Consider the following 22,062-nt stretch of genomic DNA (forward strand, 5'->3'; position numbering starts at 1 on the left):
ATTTGCTAGCGGTTTTTCATCCGCACGAAATCCTCGAATTCGGATAATGACAGGGGCCTGCTGAAATAATAACCCTGTGCGTAGCGGCATTGGTGGTTCAACAAGGCTAATTGGCGCTGGTTTTCCACGCCGGTGGCGATGACCTTGATGCCCAGTTTATTGGCCAGGCTGACGATGGTTTCCACCAGGATGGCGTTGGCGGGATCATCCAACATGCCCTGGATATAGGAACGGTCGATTTTGATGACGTCGACCGGGCATTTTTTCAGGTAACTCAACGAAGAATAGCCCGTACCGAAGCCGTCCAGGGAAATTTGGATGCCCGCCTGTTTTAATTTTTCGACGCTAACCGCGTAGTTGTCTCGTTCATCCAAAAACAGTTTTTCGTTGATTTCAAAGGTAATCGCTTGGGGTTCGACTTTTTTATTGCTGAGAATGTCCAGCCATTCGACATAGCAATCCGTCTGGTTGTATTGGGCCACCGATTGGTTGAGCGAAACCCTGACCGGTTCCAATCCCAAACGGCTCCAGCGTTGAATGTTCCCCGCGGTTTCTTCGATGACCCAATTGCCGATATCGTGGATCAGGCCGCTTTCTTCGGCGACCGGGATGAATTGCTGTAACGGCACGAAGCCAGATTGGGGCCTTTGCCAGCGCAGCAGCGTTTCGGCACAGGCCACCTTTTTCGTCGCCATGTCGATTATCGGCTGATAATGCAGGCTGAATTCCTGGTTTTCCATGGCCTGGCGCATGTCTTCGATCAACTGAAGGCGTTTTTCGGTTTCCTGCTGCAGGGCCGGGGTGTAATAGTAGTAGCAATTACGTCCATTATGCTTGGCCATGTACATGGCGCTGTCCGCGTTTTTTAACAAGTCATCGCTAGTGTTGCCGTCGTCGGGATAGAGGGTGATGCCGATACTGCCGGATATGAACACCTGCTGGCGGTCGATATACAGATGACGCTTGAAGTTGTCGAAAATCTTACGCGCGATGACTTCCGCGTCGCTGGCCTTGTCCAAGTCTGGCACGACGATGGCGAATTCGTCGCCGCCCAGGCGGGCTACCGTGTCGGAGTTTCTGACCGAAGCTTGCAGCCGTTTGCCGGTTTCCTGCAGTAATAAATCGCCGGCATGATGGCCTAGGTTGTCGTTGATCCATTTGAATTTATCCAGATCCACCAACATCAAGGCCAGTTTCTTTTGGTTGCGCTTGCCTTGTTTGATGGCGCTATTCAGCCGGTCCATGAACAGGGTTCGGTTGGGCAGGCGGGTCAGCGGATCGTAATTGGCCTGAAATTGTATCGATGCCTCGAAGGCTTTTTGTTGACTGATGTCCCTCAATACCGAAATGGATTGGGAAATGTTGCCTCGGGAGTCTTTCAAAATGGAGACGCATTGCCAGACCGGAATGGTATGTCCATTGCGATGCCGAATTGTCGTTTCTCCCTGCCAGAATTGTCGGCTTTTCAAGGCGGCGGCAATAGGTTGGAAAAAATTTTTGTCGAATTGCTCGGGGTTCAGGATATCGGATGGTTGTTGGAGTACCTCTTGTTCGTTATAGCCGGTAAGTTTGCTGAAACCGTGATTGACAGAAATGATACGCCTATTATCATCGGTTGCGAATACCGCGTCGGGCGTGTTGTCGAGAAAAGCCTGCTTCAACTTTGAGCCTTTGTCGGCAGGGACGCGGGCGGTCGGCGATAGCTTTCTCAGTCGACCATGAAGCCGTTTGACCGTGCCGTCGCGATTAGTTTCGGCCTCGATATTGGCCCGGTAGTGTCGGAGGTCTTTCCCGTTCGCGTGATAATGAAAAGTGTATTCGACCGTTTGTTGCGAAAAAAGACAAATATTATTGCGGGTTTTGACTGTCACAAGGTCTTCTTCGCTGATATTGGCAAGGAAGTCGTCATATTTAAGGGCAACTAACTCGGCGTCCGCATCGCCTTGCCATATGACTTTGTCTTTGTCGGGGTAATATTCCCATGGCAGCGTAGTTGGTTCTTTTTCGATAGGAATTGCATCGATCAGGGCGTCTTGTTTCGCGAGTTTAAGGCGTTGATTCTCGTAAAATTGAAAAATGCTAAGATTTAAGCGTTCGAGAAATTGTTGCAACACGGTGTCTTTCAACACGATATCGATGCACCCCATGTTCATGGCCTTGGTTGCCAAACCGAAATCGGGCCGGCTGCTGATGATGATGGTGGCCGGCATGATTTTTCGGTTTTGCAATTGTTCCAGCAAGCGGAAACCGTCGGGTTGCGGCGTGTAAAAATCCAACAAAAATAGATCGTAGGGTCGCTGACGTAATTTAGCGAGACAATCCTGCTCGTTATCAGAGATATCGACCTGGTAGCCGCGCCATTCGAGCCGCATTTTGACCTGATTGGCAAAAAAACGATTGTTTTCCAGATAAAGGATGTGAAAATCAGCCATGGTAGAAAATCAAAGGGTCTTCATAATGCAGACTTGATAATGAGCGGTGGATATAGCCTTTAACTTTGTTGCAAACAAGAAAATTATGTAGAAGAAAGAAAATACTCATTTATAAGAAAGCATACGCCTACAAAACAATTCGAGTTTACCACGCTTGTATTTTATTGATTATTAAAATTTTTATTTGTCATGTATTTTTTTATTCTGTTAAGTCTGGCGCTGGGGTATCTGGTTGAAACAAAGTCGCCATTACTTCGCTATCTGCTAAGCGATACAGCGCTTTATGTCGGCCTTGCCTGTATTACTGGTGCTGTTATATCGTCATTGTTCAAGAGGCTTTCCGCTAAAGTCTGGTACGACTGGTTTGCCTGTGGCACTTTGTTGGTTTGGCTACCTTATTGGTATCCGAATTTTCGCGAGGGTTCGCCGGTTTTCTTTTATTTTCCATTGTATTTCGCCTTAATCAGCGCGCTGTTTTCGTTGGTTTTCATCAAGCCACGGCAACAGATCGACGAGCAGACGCTGGCGTTTTTGCAATGGCTTTCCGATTCCGGACGCTTCAATCCGGCGGTTATCGTCGTTTTCGTCTGTGTGGGGCTGTATCTGCCCCAGCATTTCTTGTTATATCCCGTGGCAATGACGCTGCTGGTGATGCGTTATGCGTTGGCCCGTTGTTTGTTGGAATGAAGGAATATTTCGGTTTTCCTGTTGACTTTTGCTAACTAGCCGACGATTAAATGAAAATAAAGTTACCCACAAAAGCTGTGGATAACTTTGTGGATTCGATGTTCGTTGCGCTTGCCAAGCCGCGAAAATATGACACCTTCGCTAAATTGTGTAGATTTTGATCAATTTTTTAAGTCATCTATTTTTCAATAACTTATGGCTGGGTGAGGATTTCTTGAAGCATTGTTGTCGCTTCTTAAGCAAAATGATGAATTACTAATCAGAATTGTGAATTTAAATGCGCCTGCACGCGTTGGCATATCGTTTTTTCATTACTTTTCCAGAGGTTTTAACCATGACTGATCAACAATCCCCGACCATGCAAAATCCTGTTGTTTTGGCGCCGGTCGATCCGGCCATCGAGCGTTATATGCGCGACTTAGCTGCGGTGACCGATCATCCGGTTTTGCACGAGATGGAAGCCTTGGCGCGACAGCATAATTTTCCGATTATCGAGCGCCTGGTCGGCGTTTTTCTGCAAACCCAGGCGCAGATGATCGGTGCGCGGCGGGTGTTCGAGTTCGGTAGTGGTTATGGCTATTCAGCTTATTGGTTTGCCAAGGCGGTCGGCGATTCAGGCGAGGTGATTTGCAGCGACGGCAATGCCGCCAACCTGGTCAAGGCGCGCGGTTACCTGCAGTCAGCCGGTTTATGGGAAAGGGTGAAATTCCATACCGGCCTGGCGCAGGAGATTTTCGCCCAGACTGAGGGCCAGTTCGATATTTGTTATAACGATGTCGATAAAGGCGATTACCCGGAAGTCTGGCGCATGGCCAAGGACCGCATCCGCCCGGGCGGATTGTATATTGCCGACAACGTCCTATGGCACGGTCGGGTCGCGGTGGATGAATACGAAGATATCGTTTCCGGCTGGACCGAGGCGATCATGGAGCATAATCGCTTGATCTTCGACGATCCGCAGTTCGATGCCTTTATCAACCCGACCCGCGATGGCGTGCTCGTCGCCCGTAAAAAAGAGCAATAATGGGGCCATTAAAAACCTAGCATTGTTCTTGGGTTTTATGTTTCAATTTGGGCCTTACACCACCAGGAGGAAATGCCATGATAAATAAAAACGATCCCGCTCCTTTTTTCAGATCTCGCAATCAAAATAACGAATTGGTGTCCTTGAACGATTATGTCGGCGATAAGAACGTCGTGCTGTATTTTTATCCGAAGGACGATACGCCGGGCTGTACCATCGAGGCCAACGATTTCACCGCATTGGCGAATGATTTCAACGCACTGGATACCGTTGTCGTCGGCGTCAGCAAAGATACCTGCGGGAGCCACCAGGATTTCATCAACAAATACGGCCTCAATGTCGAGTTACTGGCCGATACCAGCGGTGATTTATGCGACAGCTACGGGGTCTGGCAGGAAGTGGAAAAAGAAGGCGTGAAAAAATGGAAGATCGTTCGTTCGACCTTTCTGATCAATAAGGACGGCATTGTCGAAGAGGCACTGTATGGCGTTAACCATGAAGGCCATGCCCAGGAAATGCTGGAGAGGGTAAAAGGGCTGACTGCCGCAGCCGAATAAGCGCTTGATTTGGCCGGCTGCCGCGCATACCGGCCGGCCAAATCGCCAAAGCTATTTCATCTCCCGGAAAAAGTCTTTCGGGGCGCCGCAAATGGGACATTCCCAGTCGTCCGGAATGTCTTCCCACCGGGTTCCCGGGGCGATACCGCTGTCGGGATCGCCTTTCGCCTCGTCATAGATGTGTTCGCATTCCAGGCATTGGAATTTTCTGAATCCGGACATGTTTCCCCCTTTTTTTATTGAGCAATATCGACGCGTTGCCCGCTGGCAGCCGATTCCAGCGCGGCGACGATCGTGCGGCAATTGTCCTTGGCATCGTTAAACGATAAGGCAGGCGCTTTGCCGTTCAGGACGCAATCGGCGAAGTGCTCTATTTCCAGGCGGAAATGATTCGCTTGCGGCAATCTTTCCTCCTCTTGTTTGCCGGCCTCGGTCCACCAGGAAATGACAGGAACGTCTTCCGGCATCGCCCAGACGTTATGGCATTTCAGGCCGCCTTGGGTGCCGATGATTTCGTATTCGCTGCGGCGGGCGCGCTCGAAACTGAAATCGAAATGCGCGTATTTGCCGTCGCCGAAATCCAGGATGCCGCTGTTGCTGACATCGGCGCCGCTGTCGTTATATTTGGCCATGGCCGTCACGGCGACGGGCGAATGGTCGAAATACATGCGTGCGGTATGGATCGCGTAACAACCGATGTCCCACATCGCCCCGCCGCCGTTGGCGACGCTTCGGTTGATGCGATAGAGACGGGCGGGTTTCATCATGAAGGAAAAACAAGTGCGCACGCTGCGGATTTCGCCGATGGCGCCGGAGGCGATCAGTTCCCGCACCCGGTCGTGTTGCGGATGCAAACGGTACATGAAGCCCTCCATGACCGTGACGCCCTTCTCGGCCGCGGCCGCTTCGATCGCCTCGATGTCCGCCACGGTCAACGCCATCGGTTTTTCGCACAATACGTGCTTGCCGTGCTCGATTGCGCGCAAGGCCCATTCGGCGTGTTCTTCATTGGCCATCGGCAAATACACCGCCTGAATTTCCGGGTTGTCGAGCAATCGTTGCGGATCGTCGTAGGTTTCGACGTGTTGTTGTCCGGGGGCGTATTGCGCCAGCGTTTCGGCGGCGGCGCCGGGACGGCGGCTGGCGATGGCGACCAATCGGCTATTGCTCGCTTCGACGATCGCCGGCAACAGTTTTTGATTGATGCGGGCCGCGCCCAGAATACCCCAGCTTAATGTTGTTGATTCGTTCATATCCTTCACCTGTTCGACTTTGCAGCATTGTCATTGTTATCCGATTACAGTAACCAGATTTCGGGGCAAAGTCTAGGCGGCAAGCAAAGCGCGGAAAAGGGAAGGCCGATGCGATGAGCATCTGCCGACATGCGAGGCTCAAGGCGGGGTTACGGCCTGTAACGCATTTTCCAGATGTCTGAGCGTACGGTCGATGTTTTGCAGTTTGTCCAGGCCGAACAGCCCCAGGCGGAAAGTTCTAAAATCCTCGGGTTCGCCGCATTGCAGCGGCACGCCGGCGGCGATTTGCAATCCCTGTTGCAGAAATTTGCTGCCGTTATGTATGTCGGCGTCATCGGTGTAGCAAACCACGACGCCGGGCGCCTCGTAGCCGGATGCGGCGACGCTTTTATAGCCGTGTTCGGCGAGCAAGGCGCGCGCCTTGCCGCCCAGTAACCATTGTGCCTGGCGGATTTCGTCGAAACCGAATGCCTCGGTTTCTTGCATGGCCTTATGGAAACGGGCCAACGAATCGGTCGGCAGGGTGGCGTGATAGGCGTGCCCGCCGTTTTCATAGGCTTGCATGATGTGCAGCCACTTACGTAAATCGGCGGCGAAGCTGCTGCTGGTAGTCGCTTCCACTCGCTTCCGCGCGGCGCTGTTCATCATGATCAAAGCGGCGCACGGCGAGGCGCTCCAACCTTTCTGCGGAGCGCTGATCAGCACGTCGACGCCGCAGGCCTGCATGTCCACCCAGAGGGTTCCGGAAGCGATGCAGTCCAATACCAACACGCCGCCGACCGCATGAACGGCCTCGGCAAGGCTTTGGATGTAATCGTCCGGCAATATCATGCCGGAGGACGTTTCCACATGCGGAGCGAAGACGATCTGCGGTCTTTCCTGGTGGATAGCGTCGACCACTTCATCGATCGGGGCCGGGACGTAAGCCGGTTGTGAACAGTTCTCGCTCGGCCGGGCTTTCATCACCACCGTTTCGGCGGCAATCCGGCCCATGTCCAGAATCTGCGACCAGCGATAGCTGAACCAGCCGTTGCGGATCACTAGGCATTTTTGCCCGCCGGCCAGTTGCCGCGCCACAGCTTCCATGCCGAAACTGCCGCCGCCCGGGACGATGGCGACCGCCTCCGCGTTGTAGACCTGTTTCAATGTCGAGGAAATATCCTGCATCACGGCCTGAAATGTTTTCGACATATGATTCAGGGAACGGTCGGTAAAGACCACCGAGTATTCGAGCAAGCCGTCGGGGTCTATTTCTGGTCGTAAAGCGGGCATCATTTATCTCCATCGTTTAAAGTTGACAAGGACAAAATTGAAAGGCTTAGCCCGGATATTTCATCAGTCCCTTGAAACCCTATCGAAACCCTCGTTTGTTTTAAAACATGCGATCGTAAGGAGAAATTGAGCGGTCAAAAAGGGAATTAAGCATTGATTTCCGTTTTTCAGGCGCAACTTCCCCTTACCCCATTGTTTATCAGCGTGCCGGGCACAGCACTTTGTTTGTACTAATCAGGGCACAGGCGCTGACAAACGGATTTAAACAAGGATTGAAACGGATACTGACTGCTGAACAGCAGTCGAATACGACGGGTGTTACGAATGATGACGGCACCGATTTTAAACAATTTCAGGCGAATGGTGGCGCAAGTGGCTGTCGCTAGTTCGGTATTTTTGAGGGCGATTCGGCGAATCGCATGGATCAACGTATAGGCCAGTGTCGATAACAGCAAACGAAACTGATTCGGCCACCACAGGCTGCAACTGGTGCGGTCGGCAAACAGATCCAATTGTTGTTCTTTAATCCGGTTTTCCATGTCGCCTCGCGCACAGTAAACGGTTTCATAGAGTGTTTGTGCATCGCCGTCCAGATTGGTTACGACATAGCGGGGATTACTCCCTTGGCTCATGTGTTCGGCCTTAAGAATGACACGGCGTCGGCGTTTCCAGGTGCCGGCTTTATAGTGGAAATCGGTAAAGAGACGCTGTTTCTGCTGTTCGCTTTGGAACTGTTGCCGGGCTTGTTCAATCCAGGGTTGGCTTAAGCGCGTTAAGCGTTTATTTTTGGCCAACCCGACAATATAGTGAACGCGATGCCGCTCGCACCAACTCAGCATCTTATGGCGACAAAAACCGCCATCGCCGCGAAACGTGATGTCAACGTCCGGCCAAGCCTGACGCAAGCGCCGAACCAGCAAAGCCAGAATCGCCCAGCTGTGCTTGGCGCCATCAATATTGCTGGGACGTAGATAACTGACCAAGCAGTGATGGCCGCAAAAGACATACAACGGCAGGAAACAATAGTGCCGATAGTAGCCATGAAAAAAACGTCCGTCCTGTTCGCCATGAACCGGATCGTCGGTGGCGTCGAAATCCAGGATCAACGATTTCGGCGGTGTCTCATACGAAGCGATAAACTGTGCCAGCAACTCCTCATGAACTCGCCACATCAAGGCGCGATCCGCCTGCTGCTCAAACCGGCACAAGGTGGATCGGCTGCCCAATGTCTGATCCTTTTCCACCGCCGTCTGAAAGGCGATATCATTTCTGAGCGTGTCATGATCATTCAAATCCTCATACCCACACGCCAAGCCATAAACCCGTTGACGGAGCAGGTTGATCACAGAGTGTTGCACGCGGTCAGGGGCTCTGGCGTCAGGAATCTGCGCCGCTATCCGTTCGGTTAACCCTAACTGCTGGTCAACCGCTCGTAACAACAGCACACCGCCATCACTGGTGATCGCTCCACCACTGAATTGGGCGTCTATTTTACGGCGTTTTAAGGGAGGAAATTCTATTTGAGCTGGAGTACAATTTGTCATGGGCAAGTTGTTGGTTAAATTCAATCTAAGTAACTGAATTTTATCAAATATCAACAAACTTGCCCGCCTCTATCATGAAATATTCGGGTTAGAGTGCAATCTTTATAAAGTTAACCCACTGTTTTTCCGATCCTCAAAGCCATGAGATTGAAAAAGCAAACATTATGCCAATATATAAGTGTCTGATTGCTAACAGAAGGTCGTCGATATTTGTCGTCATCGCGCCATGATTTTAGCGATTATGTGGCTTTTGAACCATTTGCCGGCTGTTTATGCACGGTCGGTGCATCGCCTTGGTGCAAGGAAGCGGCGATCTTTCATTTGAAGAGCTGAAAAGCAATTATCAAGGAAGCCGCTATCAGTACTCCGCCCAACAAGCTGATCCAACCGGAACCGGCCAACAAGGCCGCCAATCCGGTCCAGAACAACAGTTCCTCGATCGCCAATAAGGCAGCATCCGACCTTGTTTGTCTTTGCCCGGGGCGCTTGTTTCCGAGTGCGCAAATCTTTCGTAGCAGATGGGCTAGCCTTTTCGTCATGTGGGGAAAAGTGTATAAGTAATCATACTAACTCGTTATGTTAGAGGGGATTATGACGGCAGCAAATAAATTTGTCAGGCAGCCGCGATTTCGTTTGCCGGGGATTAGCATTGGTCCCGCGTCGCTGTTGCTGGCAGCGATTCTGATTCTGCTGATCGGTTCCTGGCTGGCTTTCACGCAAGCGCCCAGAGCGAACCCCTATGCGCCGGTTACACTGAGCGATCAATTTTTCTATCCGATCGAAATCAATCCTTTTCAACGCTTGCCGAAAATATCCTCGAACTTGAATTCCATCTATGTCTTGCCCGAGAGCGGCCGGGTCTGGGCGGTCGGCGGTCAGGGCTTGATCATTCATACTAGGGATGGCGGCTTGACCTGGCGGCGGCAGGACTACCCCGGAAACCGAGCGTCGGACCCTTCCAATTCATCCGACCAATTGAATCAGAAACGGAGCTTGCTGGATTTTTTGCTTTCCGATGCTTATGCGGCGGAAAGCGGTTATGGTAACGAAAAGCCGGCCACTGTAATCGATAAAAAAGTTGCCCCGGACAAAAGCTTGCCGACCGCCAGTTCGAGCCGGCCGGCGGCACAGGAAAACCGGTTGAATACCCCGGAGCGCAGGGATATCCCCAATCAACTCTCCGAACAGGTTATACCGATTGAAAAAAAGCGCGCCGGCTCCCCAAGTGAAAAAGATAACAAACAGGAAGAAGTTGTACGCGCAAGCGAAAAACAACCAGACTTACGGGCCGTAATTTTTCTCGATGACAGACATGGCTGGATAGTGGGCGATAGGGGAACAATTTTAGCGACCGAGGATGGCGGGAATAGTTGGCGAACGCAAACCAGCGGAACTCGGGAAGCCTTGCATGCGGTCGGCTTCGGCGATTCGCTACAGGGTTGGGCCGTGGGTAGCCGTGGCGTCATCGTCCATACCGAAGATGGCGGCAACACTTGGCGGTTGCAACGCGGCGGAACGACAGAAAAGCTGTCAGCCATTAGCGTTGTCGATAAGAGTCTGGTCTGGGCCGTGGGAGCAAAGGGGACGATCGTTCATAGCGGAGACGGCGGCCGCAATTGGCTGGCGCAGTCCAGCGGTTCGAGCGCGCAGCTCAATTCGGTCAGTTTTGTCGATTCCCGGCACGGTTGGGCCGTCGGTGCATACGGTACGATAATCGCCACTGACGACGGCGGTAATCATTGGCAGTCACAAAAAAGTGGGACGCGAGCGCAATTGACATCGGTAACGTTTGTCGATGCCCGAAGAGGTTGGGCCGGCGGATTTCATGGCGCGATTGTGCGAACCCTAGACGGCGGAAACACTTGGTTCGTGCAAAGCGACCTTACCGAAGGACCTCTTTATTCGATATCGTTCGCCGATGTCCGGAAAGGTTGGGCCGTGGGTGCCGAAGGCCAGATCATTTTCAGCGATGACGGCGGCAAGACATGGCGATCGCGAAGCAAACAAACGACCAATACACTCACGTCGGTATCGTTTGTCGACGGATGGAAAGGATGGAGCGTCGGCTATGACGGTGCGATATTAAACAGCCGAGACGGCGGAAAAAGCTGGCAAATTCAGCGTAGCGGAACGCAGGACGTGCTGAATTCTGTGACGTTCGTCGATCAGCTATGGGGTTGGGCAGTGGGACAAAACGGCACGATCGTCCATAGCCGCGACGGCGGCGATACTTGGTCGGCGCAAAACAGCGGGACGACCAATGCGCTTGCTGCCGTGACCTTCGTCGATCGGCAGAGGGGTTGGGCGGTAGGATTGGGCGGCACCGTGATCGCTAGCGATGACGGCGGACGAACCTGGCGCAAACAAAACAGCGGCACGACTAACACGTTAGTGTCGTTGAAGTTTATCGACACCCGACGGGGTTGGGCGGTAGGTTGGGATGGAACCATCATACACACCGAAGACGGCGGCCTGAACTGGAACCGACAAGACAGCGGGACCAGACAGGCGCTTTATTCGGTGATGTTCGTCGACCCACTGCAAGGTTGGGCGGCGGGTTGGAACGGCACGATGCTTCATACCGAGAACGGCGGCGATAGTTGGCTTGCTCAGCGCAGCGGGACCGAGGAACCATTCAATTCGGTCATGTTTATCGATGGCCGTCAGGGCTGGGCCGCGGGATGGCACGGGACGATCGTTCATAGCGAAGATGGCGGAGAGACTTGGTCGGGGCAAAGCAGCGGAACCGGGGAAGCCCTTAATTCGGTGTTTTTCAGCGATGCGCGCCAGGGTTGGGGCGTTGGGGTCAGGGGCACTTTGCTTTATACCGTGGACGGCGGCAGCACCTGGGGCAGTCCGGCATATAAACGCTATCCGGCCGCTTGGTATTATCTGCTATGTGTGAGTGTCGTTCTATTGACTTGGCTGGCGCTGAGGAACCGGCAGGAGCAGGCGGTCAAACAGGAAACCATCGCCGACCTGCTCGCTTCCGACCGTCCCTTGCACACCGGCGATCCCGACCCGCTCGGCTTTAGCGACATCGCCCGCGGCCTGTCCCGGTTCGTGCGCAATCCCCGCACGGAGCCACCGTTGACCATTGCCGTGACTGGCGAGTGGGGGACGGGCAAGAGTTCTTTGATGAATTTGCTTTATGAAGATTTACAAGACAGGGGGTTTTCCACCGTCTGGTTCAACGCCTGGCATCACCAGAAAAGCGAGCAATTGCTGGCGACACTGTTCGCCAATATTCGTAGGCAGGCAATTCCGGGCTGGCTCAAGTTCAGCGGACCGAGACCGGTCGGTTTGTTGTTTCGTTTGCGCTTGTTGTTGCGCCGCAGCCGGCGGCATTGGCTGATCTTTCTGTTGATGGTATTGCTGTTGTCGGCAACGGTCGCCTACGTCGCCGCCGAAAGCGGCCACTTCATGCGCCTGATGAGTTGGTTGGACACTTATTTAACCGAGCTTTCCAATCAACTCAAGATCGTTTTCGCCTTGGGCGCGACCGGCGCCACCTTATTGCCGCTGTTCGTGTTTCTGAAAAGTTTGCAGGGTTTTGCGCTCAATCCGCTCAAGTTGATGACCGTCCATGGCGGCGAAGGGCAAAAGGCCGTATCGGTCGATCCCGGCGCGCGCTACCAGTTCGCTCGGGAATTTCAGGATGTCACCGCATCTTTGGATTTGAGCCGGATGATTATTTTCATCGACGACCTCGACCGCTGCGCCAAGGAAAATGTCCTGGAAGTATTGGAAGCGATCAATTTTCTGGTGTCTTCCGGCCATTGTTATATCATTTTGGGCATGGCCAAGGAGTGGGTCCAGATTTGCGTGGGACTGGGCTTCAAGGAATTGGCGACCGAATCCTTTTCCAATAGTCGTGCCGAGGCCGAGATCGATCCGGTGGAACACAGGCGCAGATTCGCCCGGCAATATCTGGAAAAGATGATCAATATCGAAGTGCCGGTACCGGTTTTGGACGAAAACAAGGCGCTGAAATTGACCGTGCCGGAAAAAGAAAGCTTGGCATTGTCGGAGTTCGACAAGCTGTATGTCAGGCTAGGGCGTTATCTGCGGCGAAATTGGCCGATGCTGGCGTTTCTGACGATGATCAGCATAGGAACATATTGGGGATTGCTGCATGATTTGCCGATGCCGGAAAAAGTGTCTGAACAGCAATTACGCTTAGAAGATCTGGCGGCGTGGCCGGCAGAGGACCTCGAGGTCACCACCGAGCAAGGCCTTCGCTTGTCGCTGTCAGCGGCAAAAGCCGACTTTGAAAGCAAAGCTTCGGCCTTATCCCCGCATGCTCTGGAATGGGTGCTTCGCGCCGATCCGCAGAGTCTGCAACAAGGGTTGGCCGTGCAAACCTTCGCCGACGGCAAGGGCAAGTTATTATTGCGCAAGTTTAGGCCGGCGCAAGCAAAAACTAAATCCGAAATACCCGTTTCACCGCCTGAGGATATAATGGCGCCTCGCGAGCATGAAAGCGAAACAGGCGGTTTCTCTCCGGGTGCCGTCAATCAAGCAGCCTGGCCAGAAAATATCCCTTATGTATTGGCGATTGCCGTACTGTTGGCGGGTCTTGCGCTGTTGTTCAGAAAACCGGACCGTATCGTCGAAGACTCCAAGCCGTTTCGCGAAGCGTTGAAAATCTGGCAGGAATGGCTGTTGCTGCGCAAGCAAACACCGCGTACGATCAAGCGCTTTTTGAATCATTTGCGTTACATGGCGATGCGTTACCGCATCGACGAAGAGCCGCGCAGTCTGTGGCAGCGTTGGAAACATGACGCCAAGCAAGACAATGGCGGGCAGACGGTTTTTTCCGAACCGGCCTTGGTCGCGTTGCATATGTTGTATTTCATCGAACCCTCCTGGGTCGCCGACGCCGAGAAATTCGAGCGAGTACGGCAACGAGACTTTGACGGCTTGATCGACGCTCTTGGCGACGCTGAACATACCGATAGCACGGCGCGCAGGGAGTTGAGCAAAAAACTGGCGGAAACGGTCAAGCAACATCAAGCCGCTTTTCGGGACGAAAGCTTGGCGAGCGACGAACAACGGCGGCTGTTTTTGAACGCGATGAGCGGCGGGGAATTGGGTTAGCGCCAAAAGCCGTGTCGACATAAATTTTTGCAAACAGCTTTTCGAATACGATCGTTCTCATGCGTCATGATTTCTTTATAATCTTTTTAGGCAGCCTCTAATAATTCAAAATTTGGCTATTTTGATGTGTGTAAGTTATTGAAAATATGGGATGGAAAAATTCGCATAACGTTATTTTTGGAGGCTGCCTTTATTTGTTCAAGCACAACGAGGTAACTATGATCCAAATCTTGAAGGTGATTTTTCCGTTGGTCGCGATGTTCGGCATGACCGCTGCCGTCCGCGGCGAGATTCGTTCCGAAACGATCGATTACCAGATTGCCGGCCAACCTTTCCGGGGCTATGTGAGCTACGACGACGCGATAGAAGGCAAGCGGCCCGGCGTATTGGTCGTACACGAATGGTGGGGGCATAACGCCTACGCCAGGAAACGCGCCGACATGCTGGCGGAACTGGGCTACACGGCTTTCGCGTTGGATATGTACGGCGCCGGCAAACTGGCCGACCATCCCGACGATGCGAAAAAATTTATGCAGGCGACGTTGGCCGACATGAACGTGGCAACAGCGCGTTTTAACGAAGCCATGCGCTTGTTGCAACGGCAATCGACGGTCGATTCCGGCAAGATCGCGGCGATCGGCTATTGCTTCGGCGGCGGCATCGTCCTGCAGATGGCCCGAAGCGGCGCCGATCTGGCCGGCGTGGTCAGTTTTCACGGTTCGTTGGGCACGGATACTCCCGCGCAACCGGGCACGGTCAAGGCGGAAGTCCTGGTCATGAACGGAGCGGACGACCCCTTCGTCAGCGCCGAGCAAATTGACGCCTTCAAACAGGAAATGCAAAAGGCGGCTGTCAACTATGAATTCGTCAATTATCCCGGCGTCAAGCACAGCTTCACTAACCCCGAGGCCGACGCTTTCGGCAAACGCTTCGACATGCCGCTGGTCTACAATGCCGAGGCAGACCAGGATTCCTGGAGCAGAATGCAGGCGTTTTTAAAACGGGTTTTCACTAAGCCTTGACCCGGTTCTGTTTCACAATGAGCGGAAAAGTTTCTGTCCGGCATTGTGAGTAGTAAGCCGAATGGCCATAATGGCAAAGTCATTAGCGCAAATAAAGCCGGGGGCCTTATGGAAGCAAAACCACCTTTTCCGCCGTTCACACTCGAAACGGCCAAGCAAAAAATTCAGGCGGCCGAGGACGCCTGGAACAGCCGCGATCCGGAACGGGTCGTGCTGGCTTATACGCCGGATACGGAGTGGCGCAATCGTTCGGAGTTCTTGCAGGGGCGGGAAGAGATCAAACAATTCCTTTACCGCAAATGGAAACGGGAGCTGGATTACCGGCTAAAGAAGGAGTTGTGGTGTTTTGGGGAAAACCGCATCGCCGTGCGCTTCGAATACGAGTGGCACGACGATTCCGGGCAATGGTATCGGTCTTACGGCAACGAAAACTGGGAATTTGCCGAAAACGGTTTGATGCAGCGCCGTTTTGCCAGCATCAATGACTTATCGATCGAGGAAGAAGACCGGAAGTTTCGTTGGCCGCGAGCGACTTAACTGAGACGGGATTCTTTATCCGCGAGTACTGAGGGAGCGTGCCAAGCGCGAATGAGCCGCTCCCATTCTGCCATCGGTTCAAGGGGCGCATTGATTACCTGATATCGGTGGCAAATGTGATGCCGGCACGGCATGTCTTCGCTCCGGTTATGCGGTTCTTGACCTTCGACCATTTATTGAATAATCCCTTACGCTCATTCACGCGGTACTGCACCCGAAGTTTGGTTTTATCGCCGCCGACTTTTTGCAGACGCAGTTTTTTCGCCCAGGTCCTGCCGTTTGCAACCTTCTTGTTTTTGATGATTTTAGAACGCCAGCGTTTGTTGACGTAATCGTAAAAGTCGACATCGATGATCTTGATTTGCTTGCCGGTGCGGTTGGTGGCCCGAACCGATACATCCTTACATGCCGCGGTAAAATCAGGTTTGGGCAGACGGATCAGTTTAAAGGTTCGCGTCGTACTGACCGATCCGGCATTGACTTCGGCGCCGGCGCCGGCGGTTGCGGAAAAACTTTCGCATCGCGGCGACCGGCCGGAACTGAGTCCTACCGACCCGCCGGCCCCGCCCAAGGCTTTCAATGAAACGGAAAAGCTCTTGCCTTTGCCGCTGAGTTTGTCGGCTTTGTCGTAATAAACCGAAACTACCCCGTTAAGGCCGCCGCCTACTTGCGACCCGATGCCGGCGCCGAGCGAGCCATACATCGTCGGGCTGCTCAAGTCGAGATTCGAAGCGAGGAAGGCCTCGCCCGATCCCCCGATGATGGCTCCGAGTTCGCCGGATACTCCCAGCGATAGCGACTTGAACCCTTTATGGCGAACGGTGTTAACAAGGTTATTAAATTCGTTGATACACGCTTTGGCGGCAAGAATATTTTTGGCATCCTCCGCTTTTCGGGCAGCCAAAGTCCGTTTCAAGGCATTGAAATTGCCGAGTCCCATCTGGCATGCCTGGTATTTCAACATGGCTTTTCCCATAGGTTCGAAGTCCCGGTAACAGTTTCTGCCGACTTGGGCGACGGTGCCGCCGACCAATCGCGCGCCATCGATGGGCGAAATAGCAGGGGGAGGCGGTGTTCGGTAATCCGGTTCCTCATCCGGCTGGCCCCCATCTGAATAATCGTCGTCGTCAAAGCTATCGCCGCCTTCGAACCCATCGGGATTATCCAATTCGACTGGAAGCAGTCTCAACGAGACAGGGATTGCGGATGCCACATGGACGTCGAGAGCCCCGTCGGCGGCCGGCCTGGCCTGCCAATTGCCCAACAACACCAAGTCATAGCCGCTATAACCGCCGGCGCCGTCCGGTTTTATGTCTTTCGTGACCACCATGTTGGGATAAATCCAGAATGTCAGGTGTTGCCAGCCGTCGACGGCATAGGCGCGGCCCCCCTGGATACGGACTTTGGCGCCGTTCACCGATAGGCGCCAGACGCCGTCAATATCCGTCGCTTGGCTTGCCGGAACGCTATCGACCATTGGCAACAGGGCCGGAGAGACCGCACAAGCTGTGACGACCAGACTTAACGATAAAATGGCCAAAAACCGGGTTATTGGAGCAATAAGCCATGCATAATGGTCTCGGCAACGTTTTCCGTGGACCGCCGGACTGCGCAGGTAACACAAATTTTTTATTTTTGTTTTCATGGGTTTATATCTCGCTGATGCGTTCGCTCACACCCTAAGATCGAGCTTTGGTTTAATAATCGTTAATGAAGGTATTCTGATGTATTAATAGCTACGGTCGTCAGAGTACCTTAAGCGTCTCGATGAGCCAATGGGGTCAATCCCCCAATTTGCGGTAAAAGAGCGGACGCAGACCTTAAATGCAGTGTTCTTATTATTGAAGGCATCGTTCCCATTCATTGCAAGCAAGGCAATCGCTACAGTTACCAGACAGTGAAATAAGGACTGCGCGATTAAATACCTTAAAGTGACAGCATTTTTTATGGCAATAGTTAATGAGCCGCTACTAATTCAAATAGACTAAAAGCATATTGCGAGGACGGCAGGTTGCTTACTCGTTATCGGCTGGCCAAGAAAAATGCGTTGCAAACTGAGGTACATCTACCTGGTTTCAAATTTCGGCACTTATCCAAGGCGGTACAGGGGTGTTTAGCAGAGGTTTCGGCAGCAGGGATGCTGACGTAAAGCCTCCATGGATGGATTTACGGCGTCCTCTGGTGCACACCCCTGCGCCGAAATTTCACCAACGACAAGTAAATATTAGGCTCTAATCCCGTGGCTTTCTCCGATAATCGTCAAGTTGGTCATGGTTTCCTCTCCGGCATGTTTAGTCCGCACAGCCGATGGAAGTCTGCCGTGTCGTCGATATCCAGTTCCGCTTGCTTTAAAGGAATTTCCACCAATACTTCCCGATGTTCGAGCAAGAGGCGCTTGGCGCCGCGGTCGCCTTGGAGTGTTAGCAGTTCCCCGAAATATTCGGCCGGAAACAAGGCCGGAACGCCGACCGAATCATGATAGTGGCTGGCGACGATGCGGGACGGCCTATTTTGCCGGGCGTTCAGCAGCAGTTGCAGGTGTTCCCGCCCGATCAACGGTTGATCGCAAAGCAGCAGTAATGCCGCTTCGGCCGATGCCGGCAGTTCCTTAATGCCTGCGCGGATCGAGGAGGCGATGCCTTCTTGCCAATCCGCGTTGTGAGCGAGCTGGACCTTATGCAGTTTTACAGCGGCTTGTATTGCGTCGGCATGAGCGCCGAGCACGACGATGATACGACCGGGCAATAAGGCGTCGGCATTCTCGATCGCATGCGCCAGCAACGGACGACCCTGCCAATTCAGCAATTGTTTGGGGCGGCCCAGGCGGCTGGAAGCGCCGGCGGCCAGGATGATCGCATGCGCATTAGCAGCGAATGAGGTCATCGGCCTGCTCGTTGATTGCGGTCATTGAGCGGCTGTCCAAGTGGCCGCCGCCACGGCCGTTCAAAACGGCATGGATGCCCGCCATGATCGACAGGGCGATTTCCTCTGGCGTTTGCGCACCGATATCGAGACCGATCGGACCGAAGACGCTCTCCCTGATTCGTTCGGCCGTGTTGCCGAGACTTTGCAGCAACATGTCCCGGCGTTGCGCCGGGCCTAACAGGCCGATGAAGGGAATATTATTGTTTGCCAGTCGCTGCAGATAACGCCGGTCGTAATCGAAGTTGTGGGTCATCAGCACCAGCGCGTCGAAACGGTTCAGCGCCAGTTTTTCGTTCAATTCTTCCGGTGCCAGCAACAACAATTTTTCGGCTTGGGGAAAGCGTGCGCTGTCGATATGACCGGGCCGGTAATCGGCCACGGTGACCCGCCAGCCCAAGGAAGCGGCGGTTTGCACCAGCGGCAGCGCATCGGCGCCGGCGCCCAATACCAGCAAGCGGCATGGAGGGCCGATGAAATCGTAAAACGCTTTGACGGGACGGCCTTCTATCGAATGCTCGGCGGCGCGGGGTTGTTGTTGCAAGAAGACCTGCTTGGCCGTCGCCATCAACGGCTCAGTTCCGAAGTCCGATGAAGTCGGCGTGGTCAGAGCCGAAGCGGGCAGGAACAGGTTTTCTTCCGCAGTATATTTAGGGTGGGATGATTCATAGCAGGTAACCAACACGCCGCTTTCGTCGGCTTCGGCCACATCGGCAAAGACGTTCAGCGGGGAAAAATCCCGCTCGGCTTGCAGTAATTGCAGCAAAACCCTGACCGCGCCATTGCAGCCGAGACCCAGACCCCAGATCATGTCCTCGGGGGCGCGCATGTCGTAAAACACTGTTTTGGCAACTCCGCTGTCGAACACCGATTGCGCTTGTTCCACAAGATCACGTTCGAAACAACCGCCGCCGAGCAGGCCGGTCATTTCGCCCTTTCGGGAAATCAGCATGCGGGCGCCGGCTTTTTGATAGGTCGAGCCCGAGGTCTCGATGATGCTGGCCAATACCAGCGTTTCAGGCCGTTGCTGCAAGCGCCGGTAGGCATCGATTAAATGATTACTTGTGTGGTGCATCGCATCATTCAGTGGTCGGGAAGATTCTTCGATTATCCGGGTTTACTCGACTATTGCCAAATTCGGTTAGGTAAGGTCGTCGCTCAAACAAAGCACCGATCTTGATTGACGAATTCGCTGTCAATCGAATGCTGGATTGCTAAGCTGTGCCCAACAGGTAACAACGAATGACGACGATGAACGATAACTCCGGTAGAACTGACGGTTCCGTCCTCGCACGATTATTGGCCGCAGCGGGGGAATGCTTCGTGGCCGACGACTATCATAAGGTCACGACGGGCGCCGTTGCTGGCCGGATTACCGTTTCAGGTTGGCGATCTGTTCGCATCATTGCCGAAGGGGAAAAGCAATAAGGATATCTATTTGCTCAGTGCCGTGCTGCAGGGGTTTTCCGACGATGATTGCGTCCGGGCGCGGCGCAATATCGTTAATGCGCTGAACGGCAGCGGAGCCCGGATTGCCGTGCTGGAAATGGTGCTTGAGAAATCCGGAGTCGACCTGGCCGGCGCCATGCTCGACATGCAGATGTTCGTCGGTACGAAAGGCAGGGAAAGAACGTTGTCGGAATGGCGGACCATTGTCGAGCGAAGCGGCCTGCAACTCGAAGCTATTGTCGGTCTACGGACCTTCGGCAACATCATGGTACTCAAGGTTTGATTCCGGGTCCTTAACACTCATCGATAGGCGGCGATGATTGACGGGTCTTTGTCGCACCGATTCGACAAGCGACGGCTGCAAGATGGGCGAGGGTAATCGATTTATTTTGAGGGAAGGGTATTTTTATCTATAAATCAATATGTTGATAGCCTTTTGGCCGAGCTGTATATGATCGAGATAAAGCACCGTTATGAAGCTTTCCGCACTGCTTTGGTCGAAACAAAGGCGGGCTTGACAGTCTCTGCGATTAAAGTCTAGGCTCAGTTGACCTTCCTCTGTCCGGAGAATGACATGCGATTATTACTCATTAGCTTTTTAGGCATTATTATTGCGGGAACCGCGGTTCCAGACGTTCAGGCGATCAGCATCACGGAGCGGGCGGGCAATCACTATCGGACGGCCGCGAACAACCAGGAATTTACGCTCAACAAAAACAATGTCAACCCGCAACAGTTCGGACTGCTCCGCACCTATCCCGGATATTTCATCAGTCCCTTGAAACCCTATCGAAACCCTCGTTTGTTTTAAAACATGCGATCGTAAGGAGAAATTGAGCGGTCAAAAAGGGAATTAAGCATTGATTTCCGTTTTTCAGGCGCAACTTCCCCTTACCCCATTGTTTATCAGCGTGCCGGGCACAGCACTCTGTTTGTACTAATCAGGGCACAGGCGCTGACAAACGGATTTAAACAGGGATTGAAACGGATACTGACTGCTGAACAGCAGTCGAATACGACGGGTGTTACGAATGATGACGGCACCGATTTTAAACAATTTCAGGCGAATGGTGGCGCAAGTGGCTGTCGCTAGTTCGGTGTTGTTGAGGGCGATTCGGCGAATCGCCTGGATCAGGGTATAGGCCAAGGTGGATAACAGCAAACGAAACTGATTCGGCCACCACAGGCTGCAACTGGTGCGGTCGGCAAACAGATCCAATTGTTGCTCTTTAATCCGGTTTTCCATGTCGCCTCGCGCACAGTAAACGGTTTCATAGAGTGTTTGTGCATCGCCGTCCAGATTGGTGACGACATAGCGGGGATTACTCCCTTGGCTCATGTGTTCGGCCTTAAGAATGACACGGCGTCGGCGTTTCCAGGTGCCGGCTTTATAGTGGAAATCGGTAAAGAGACGCTGTTTCTGCTGTTCGCTTTGGAACTGTTGCCGGGCTTGTTCAATCCAGGGTTGGCTTAAGCGCGTTAAGCGTTTATTTTTGGCCAACCCGACAATATAGTGAACGCGATGCCGCTCGCACCAACTCAGCATCTTATGGCGACAAAAACCGCCATCGCCGCGAAACGTGATGTCAACGTCCGGCCAAGCCTGACGCAAGCGCCTGACCAGCAACGCCAGAATCGCCCAGCTGTGCTTGGCGCCATCAATATTGCTGGGACGTAGATAACTGACCAAGCAATGATGGCCGCAAAAGACATACAACGGCAGGAAACAATAGTGCCGATAGTAGCCATGAAAAAAACGTCCGTCCTGTTCGCCATGAACCGGATCGTCGGTGGCGTCGAAGTCCAGGACCAACGATTTCGGCGGTGTCTCATACGAAGCGATAAACTGCGCCACCAGTTCCTCATGAACGCGCCACATCAAGGCGCGATCCGCCTGCTGCTCAAACCGGCACAAGGTGGATCGGCTGCCCAATGTCTGATCCTTTTCCACCGCCGTCTGAAAGGCGATATCATTTCTGAGCGTGTCATGATCATTCAAATCCTCATACCCACACGCCAAGCCATAAACCCGTTGACGGAGCAGGTTGATCACAGAGTGTTGCACGCGGTCAGGGGCTCTGGCGTCAGGAATCTGCGCCGCTATCCGTTCGGTTAATCCTAATTGCTGGTCAATCGCTCTTAACAACAGCACACCGCCATCACTGGTGATCGCTCCACCACTGAATTGGGCGTCTATTTTACGGCGTTTTAAGGGAGGAAATTCTATTTGAGCTGGAGTACAATTTGTCATGGGCAAGTTGTT

Annotated in this window: 19 protein-coding genes; 9 read left to right on the forward strand and 10 right to left on the reverse strand. The window is 53.1% G+C overall.

Annotation, left to right across the window (positions count from 1 at the left end; genetic code table 11):
- Positions 1-5 precede the first annotated feature (5 nt).
- Positions 6-2,432, reverse strand: coding sequence for an EAL domain-containing response regulator (locus EP25_RS0116910; RefSeq protein WP_051906786.1), 2,427 nt, complete (start codon positions 2,430-2,432; stop codon positions 6-8).
- A gap of 189 nt (positions 2,433-2,621) precedes the next feature.
- Here EP25_RS0116910 and EP25_RS0116915 point away from each other — a divergent pair, with 189 nt between their 5' ends.
- The 3 genes from EP25_RS0116915 to EP25_RS0116925 all read left to right on the forward strand — a co-directional run bounded on the left by EP25_RS0116915 (position 2,622) and on the right by EP25_RS0116925 (position 4,700).
- Positions 2,622-3,119 (forward strand): hypothetical protein, encoded by a 498-nt coding sequence (locus tag EP25_RS0116915; RefSeq protein ID WP_031434989.1) that lies wholly within the window; start codon positions 2,622-2,624, stop codon positions 3,117-3,119.
- A gap of 334 nt (positions 3,120-3,453) precedes the next feature.
- Positions 3,454-4,143 carry an O-methyltransferase gene (locus EP25_RS0116920; protein ID WP_031434990.1) on the forward strand — a complete coding sequence of 230 codons (690 nt, stop codon included), beginning with the start codon at positions 3,454-3,456 and terminating at the stop codon, positions 4,141-4,143.
- Between the two features lie 77 nt (positions 4,144-4,220).
- Entirely contained in the window at positions 4,221-4,700 is a 480-nt protein-coding gene (locus tag EP25_RS0116925; RefSeq protein WP_031434991.1) for a peroxiredoxin, read from the forward strand.
- A gap of 51 nt (positions 4,701-4,751) precedes the next feature.
- Here EP25_RS0116925 and EP25_RS0116930 read toward each other — a convergent pair whose 3' ends face one another.
- The 5 genes from EP25_RS0116930 to EP25_RS24080 all read right to left on the reverse strand — a co-directional run bounded on the left by EP25_RS0116930 (position 4,752) and on the right by EP25_RS24080 (position 9,215).
- Positions 4,752-4,922 carry a rubredoxin gene (locus EP25_RS0116930; protein ID WP_031434992.1) on the reverse strand — a complete coding sequence of 57 codons (171 nt, stop codon included), beginning with the start codon at positions 4,920-4,922 and terminating at the stop codon, positions 4,752-4,754.
- 14 nt (positions 4,923-4,936) lie between these two features.
- Positions 4,937-5,953 carry a Gfo/Idh/MocA family protein gene (locus tag EP25_RS0116935; protein ID WP_031434993.1) on the reverse strand — a complete coding sequence of 339 codons (1,017 nt, stop codon included), beginning with the start codon at positions 5,951-5,953 and terminating at the stop codon, positions 4,937-4,939.
- A gap of 138 nt (positions 5,954-6,091) precedes the next feature.
- Positions 6,092-7,225 carry an aminotransferase class V-fold PLP-dependent enzyme gene (locus tag EP25_RS0116940; RefSeq protein WP_031434994.1) on the reverse strand — a complete coding sequence of 378 codons (1,134 nt, stop codon included), beginning with the start codon at positions 7,223-7,225 and terminating at the stop codon, positions 6,092-6,094.
- A gap of 230 nt (positions 7,226-7,455) precedes the next feature.
- Positions 7,456-8,769 carry an IS1380 family transposase gene (locus EP25_RS0116945; RefSeq protein WP_031432630.1) on the reverse strand — a complete coding sequence of 438 codons (1,314 nt, stop codon included), beginning with the start codon at positions 8,767-8,769 and terminating at the stop codon, positions 7,456-7,458.
- Positions 8,770-9,086: 317 nt separating this feature from the next.
- Positions 9,087-9,215 (reverse strand): hypothetical protein, encoded by a 129-nt coding sequence (locus tag EP25_RS24080; protein ID WP_268745421.1) that lies wholly within the window; start codon positions 9,213-9,215, stop codon positions 9,087-9,089.
- Positions 9,216-9,360: 145 nt separating this feature from the next.
- On the opposite strand from EP25_RS24080, the gene EP25_RS22585 reads away from it, so the two are divergent.
- From EP25_RS22585 to EP25_RS0116965, 3 genes are all read left to right on the forward strand, one after another.
- On the forward strand, positions 9,361-13,869 hold the full coding sequence (locus EP25_RS22585) for a YCF48-related protein (protein ID WP_051906788.1): 4,509 nt from the start codon (positions 9,361-9,363) through the stop codon (positions 13,867-13,869).
- Between the two features lie 218 nt (positions 13,870-14,087).
- Entirely contained in the window at positions 14,088-14,891 is an 804-nt protein-coding gene (locus EP25_RS0116960; protein ID WP_031434997.1) for a dienelactone hydrolase family protein, read from the forward strand.
- Between the two features lie 108 nt (positions 14,892-14,999).
- Positions 15,000-15,428 carry a nuclear transport factor 2 family protein gene (locus EP25_RS0116965; protein ID WP_031434998.1) on the forward strand — a complete coding sequence of 143 codons (429 nt, stop codon included), beginning with the start codon at positions 15,000-15,002 and terminating at the stop codon, positions 15,426-15,428.
- A gap of 94 nt (positions 15,429-15,522) precedes the next feature.
- Here the strand turns inward: EP25_RS0116965 and EP25_RS0116970 are convergent, their stop codons facing one another.
- The 3 genes from EP25_RS0116970 to EP25_RS0116980 all read right to left on the reverse strand — a co-directional run bounded on the left by EP25_RS0116970 (position 15,523) and on the right by EP25_RS0116980 (position 19,425).
- Positions 15,523-17,073 (reverse strand): hypothetical protein, encoded by a 1,551-nt coding sequence (locus EP25_RS0116970; RefSeq protein ID WP_031434999.1) that lies wholly within the window; start codon positions 17,071-17,073, stop codon positions 15,523-15,525.
- A 623-nt stretch (positions 17,074-17,696) separates the two neighbouring features.
- A complete protein-coding gene (locus EP25_RS0116975; protein ID WP_031435000.1) occupies positions 17,697-18,311 on the reverse strand; it encodes a nucleotidyltransferase family protein in 615 nt (204 codons plus the stop codon).
- On the reverse strand, positions 18,292-19,425 hold the full coding sequence (locus tag EP25_RS0116980; protein ID WP_031435001.1) for an XdhC family protein: 1,134 nt from the start codon (positions 19,423-19,425) through the stop codon (positions 18,292-18,294). The genes EP25_RS0116975 and EP25_RS0116980 overlap by 20 nt, the downstream gene beginning before the upstream one ends.
- Positions 19,426-19,601: 176 nt before the next feature.
- Here EP25_RS0116980 and EP25_RS23955 point away from each other — a divergent pair, with 176 nt between their 5' ends.
- From EP25_RS23955 to EP25_RS0116995, 3 genes are all read left to right on the forward strand, one after another.
- Complete coding sequence (locus EP25_RS23955; protein ID WP_235185930.1) at positions 19,602-19,778, forward strand: hypothetical protein; 177 nt, start codon at positions 19,602-19,604, stop codon at positions 19,776-19,778.
- Positions 19,756-20,082 (forward strand): methyltransferase, encoded by a 327-nt coding sequence (locus EP25_RS0116985; RefSeq protein WP_235185931.1) that lies wholly within the window; start codon positions 19,756-19,758, stop codon positions 20,080-20,082. Before EP25_RS23955 ends, EP25_RS0116985 begins: the two co-directional genes overlap by 23 nt.
- 291 nt (positions 20,083-20,373) lie before the next feature.
- Positions 20,374-20,610: a hypothetical protein gene (locus EP25_RS0116995; protein ID WP_031435003.1), complete on the forward strand. Its 237-nt coding sequence runs from the start codon at positions 20,374-20,376 to the stop codon at positions 20,608-20,610.
- A 126-nt stretch (positions 20,611-20,736) separates the two neighbouring features.
- On the opposite strand, the gene EP25_RS0117000 is transcribed toward EP25_RS0116995, so the two are convergent.
- Positions 20,737-22,050, reverse strand: a complete 1,314-nt coding sequence (locus EP25_RS0117000; RefSeq protein WP_031432503.1) for an IS1380 family transposase — start codon at positions 22,048-22,050, stop codon at positions 20,737-20,739.
- Positions 22,051-22,062 lie beyond the last annotated feature (12 nt).

This window comes from Methylomarinum vadi, from assembly GCF_000733935.1.
In the GTDB taxonomy this organism is placed as follows: Bacteria; Pseudomonadota; Gammaproteobacteria; order Methylococcales; family Methylomonadaceae; genus Methylomarinum; species Methylomarinum vadi.

Bases quoted from the DNA above. Each gene is read 5' to 3' on its own strand.
- EP25_RS0116910 (WP_051906786.1), bottom strand. From the start codon at position 2,432: ATGGCTGATTTTCACATCCTTTATCTGGAAAACAATCGTTTTTTTGCC.
- EP25_RS0116915 (WP_031434989.1), top strand. From the start codon at position 2,622: ATGTATTTTTTTATTCTGTTAAGTCTGGCGCTGGGGTATCTGGTTGAA.
- EP25_RS0116920 (WP_031434990.1), top strand. From the start codon at position 3,454: ATGACTGATCAACAATCCCCGACCATGCAAAATCCTGTTGTTTTGGCG.
- EP25_RS0116925 (WP_031434991.1), top strand. From the start codon at position 4,221: ATGATAAATAAAAACGATCCCGCTCCTTTTTTCAGATCTCGCAATCAA.
- EP25_RS0116930 (WP_031434992.1), bottom strand. From the start codon at position 4,922: ATGTCCGGATTCAGAAAATTCCAATGCCTGGAATGCGAACACATCTAT.
- EP25_RS0116935 (WP_031434993.1), bottom strand. From the start codon at position 5,953: ATGAACGAATCAACAACATTAAGCTGGGGTATTCTGGGCGCGGCCCGC.
- EP25_RS0116940 (WP_031434994.1), bottom strand. From the start codon at position 7,225: ATGCCCGCTTTACGACCAGAAATAGACCCCGACGGCTTGCTCGAATAC.
- EP25_RS0116945 (WP_031432630.1), bottom strand. From the start codon at position 8,769: ATGACAAATTGTACTCCAGCTCAAATAGAATTTCCTCCCTTAAAACGC.
- EP25_RS22585 (WP_051906788.1), top strand. From the start codon at position 9,361: ATGACGGCAGCAAATAAATTTGTCAGGCAGCCGCGATTTCGTTTGCCG.
- EP25_RS0116960 (WP_031434997.1), top strand. From the start codon at position 14,088: ATGATCCAAATCTTGAAGGTGATTTTTCCGTTGGTCGCGATGTTCGGC.
- EP25_RS0116965 (WP_031434998.1), top strand. From the start codon at position 15,000: ATGGAAGCAAAACCACCTTTTCCGCCGTTCACACTCGAAACGGCCAAG.
- EP25_RS0116970 (WP_031434999.1), bottom strand. From the start codon at position 17,073: ATGAAAACAAAAATAAAAAATTTGTGTTACCTGCGCAGTCCGGCGGTC.
- EP25_RS0116975 (WP_031435000.1), bottom strand. From the start codon at position 18,311: ATGACCTCATTCGCTGCTAATGCGCATGCGATCATCCTGGCCGCCGGC.
- EP25_RS0116980 (WP_031435001.1), bottom strand. From the start codon at position 19,425: ATGCACCACACAAGTAATCATTTAATCGATGCCTACCGGCGCTTGCAG.
- EP25_RS23955 (WP_235185930.1), top strand. From the start codon at position 19,602: ATGAACGATAACTCCGGTAGAACTGACGGTTCCGTCCTCGCACGATTA.
- EP25_RS0116995 (WP_031435003.1), top strand. From the start codon at position 20,374: ATGCGATTATTACTCATTAGCTTTTTAGGCATTATTATTGCGGGAACC.
- EP25_RS0117000 (WP_031432503.1), bottom strand. From the start codon at position 22,050: ATGACAAATTGTACTCCAGCTCAAATAGAATTTCCTCCCTTAAAACGC.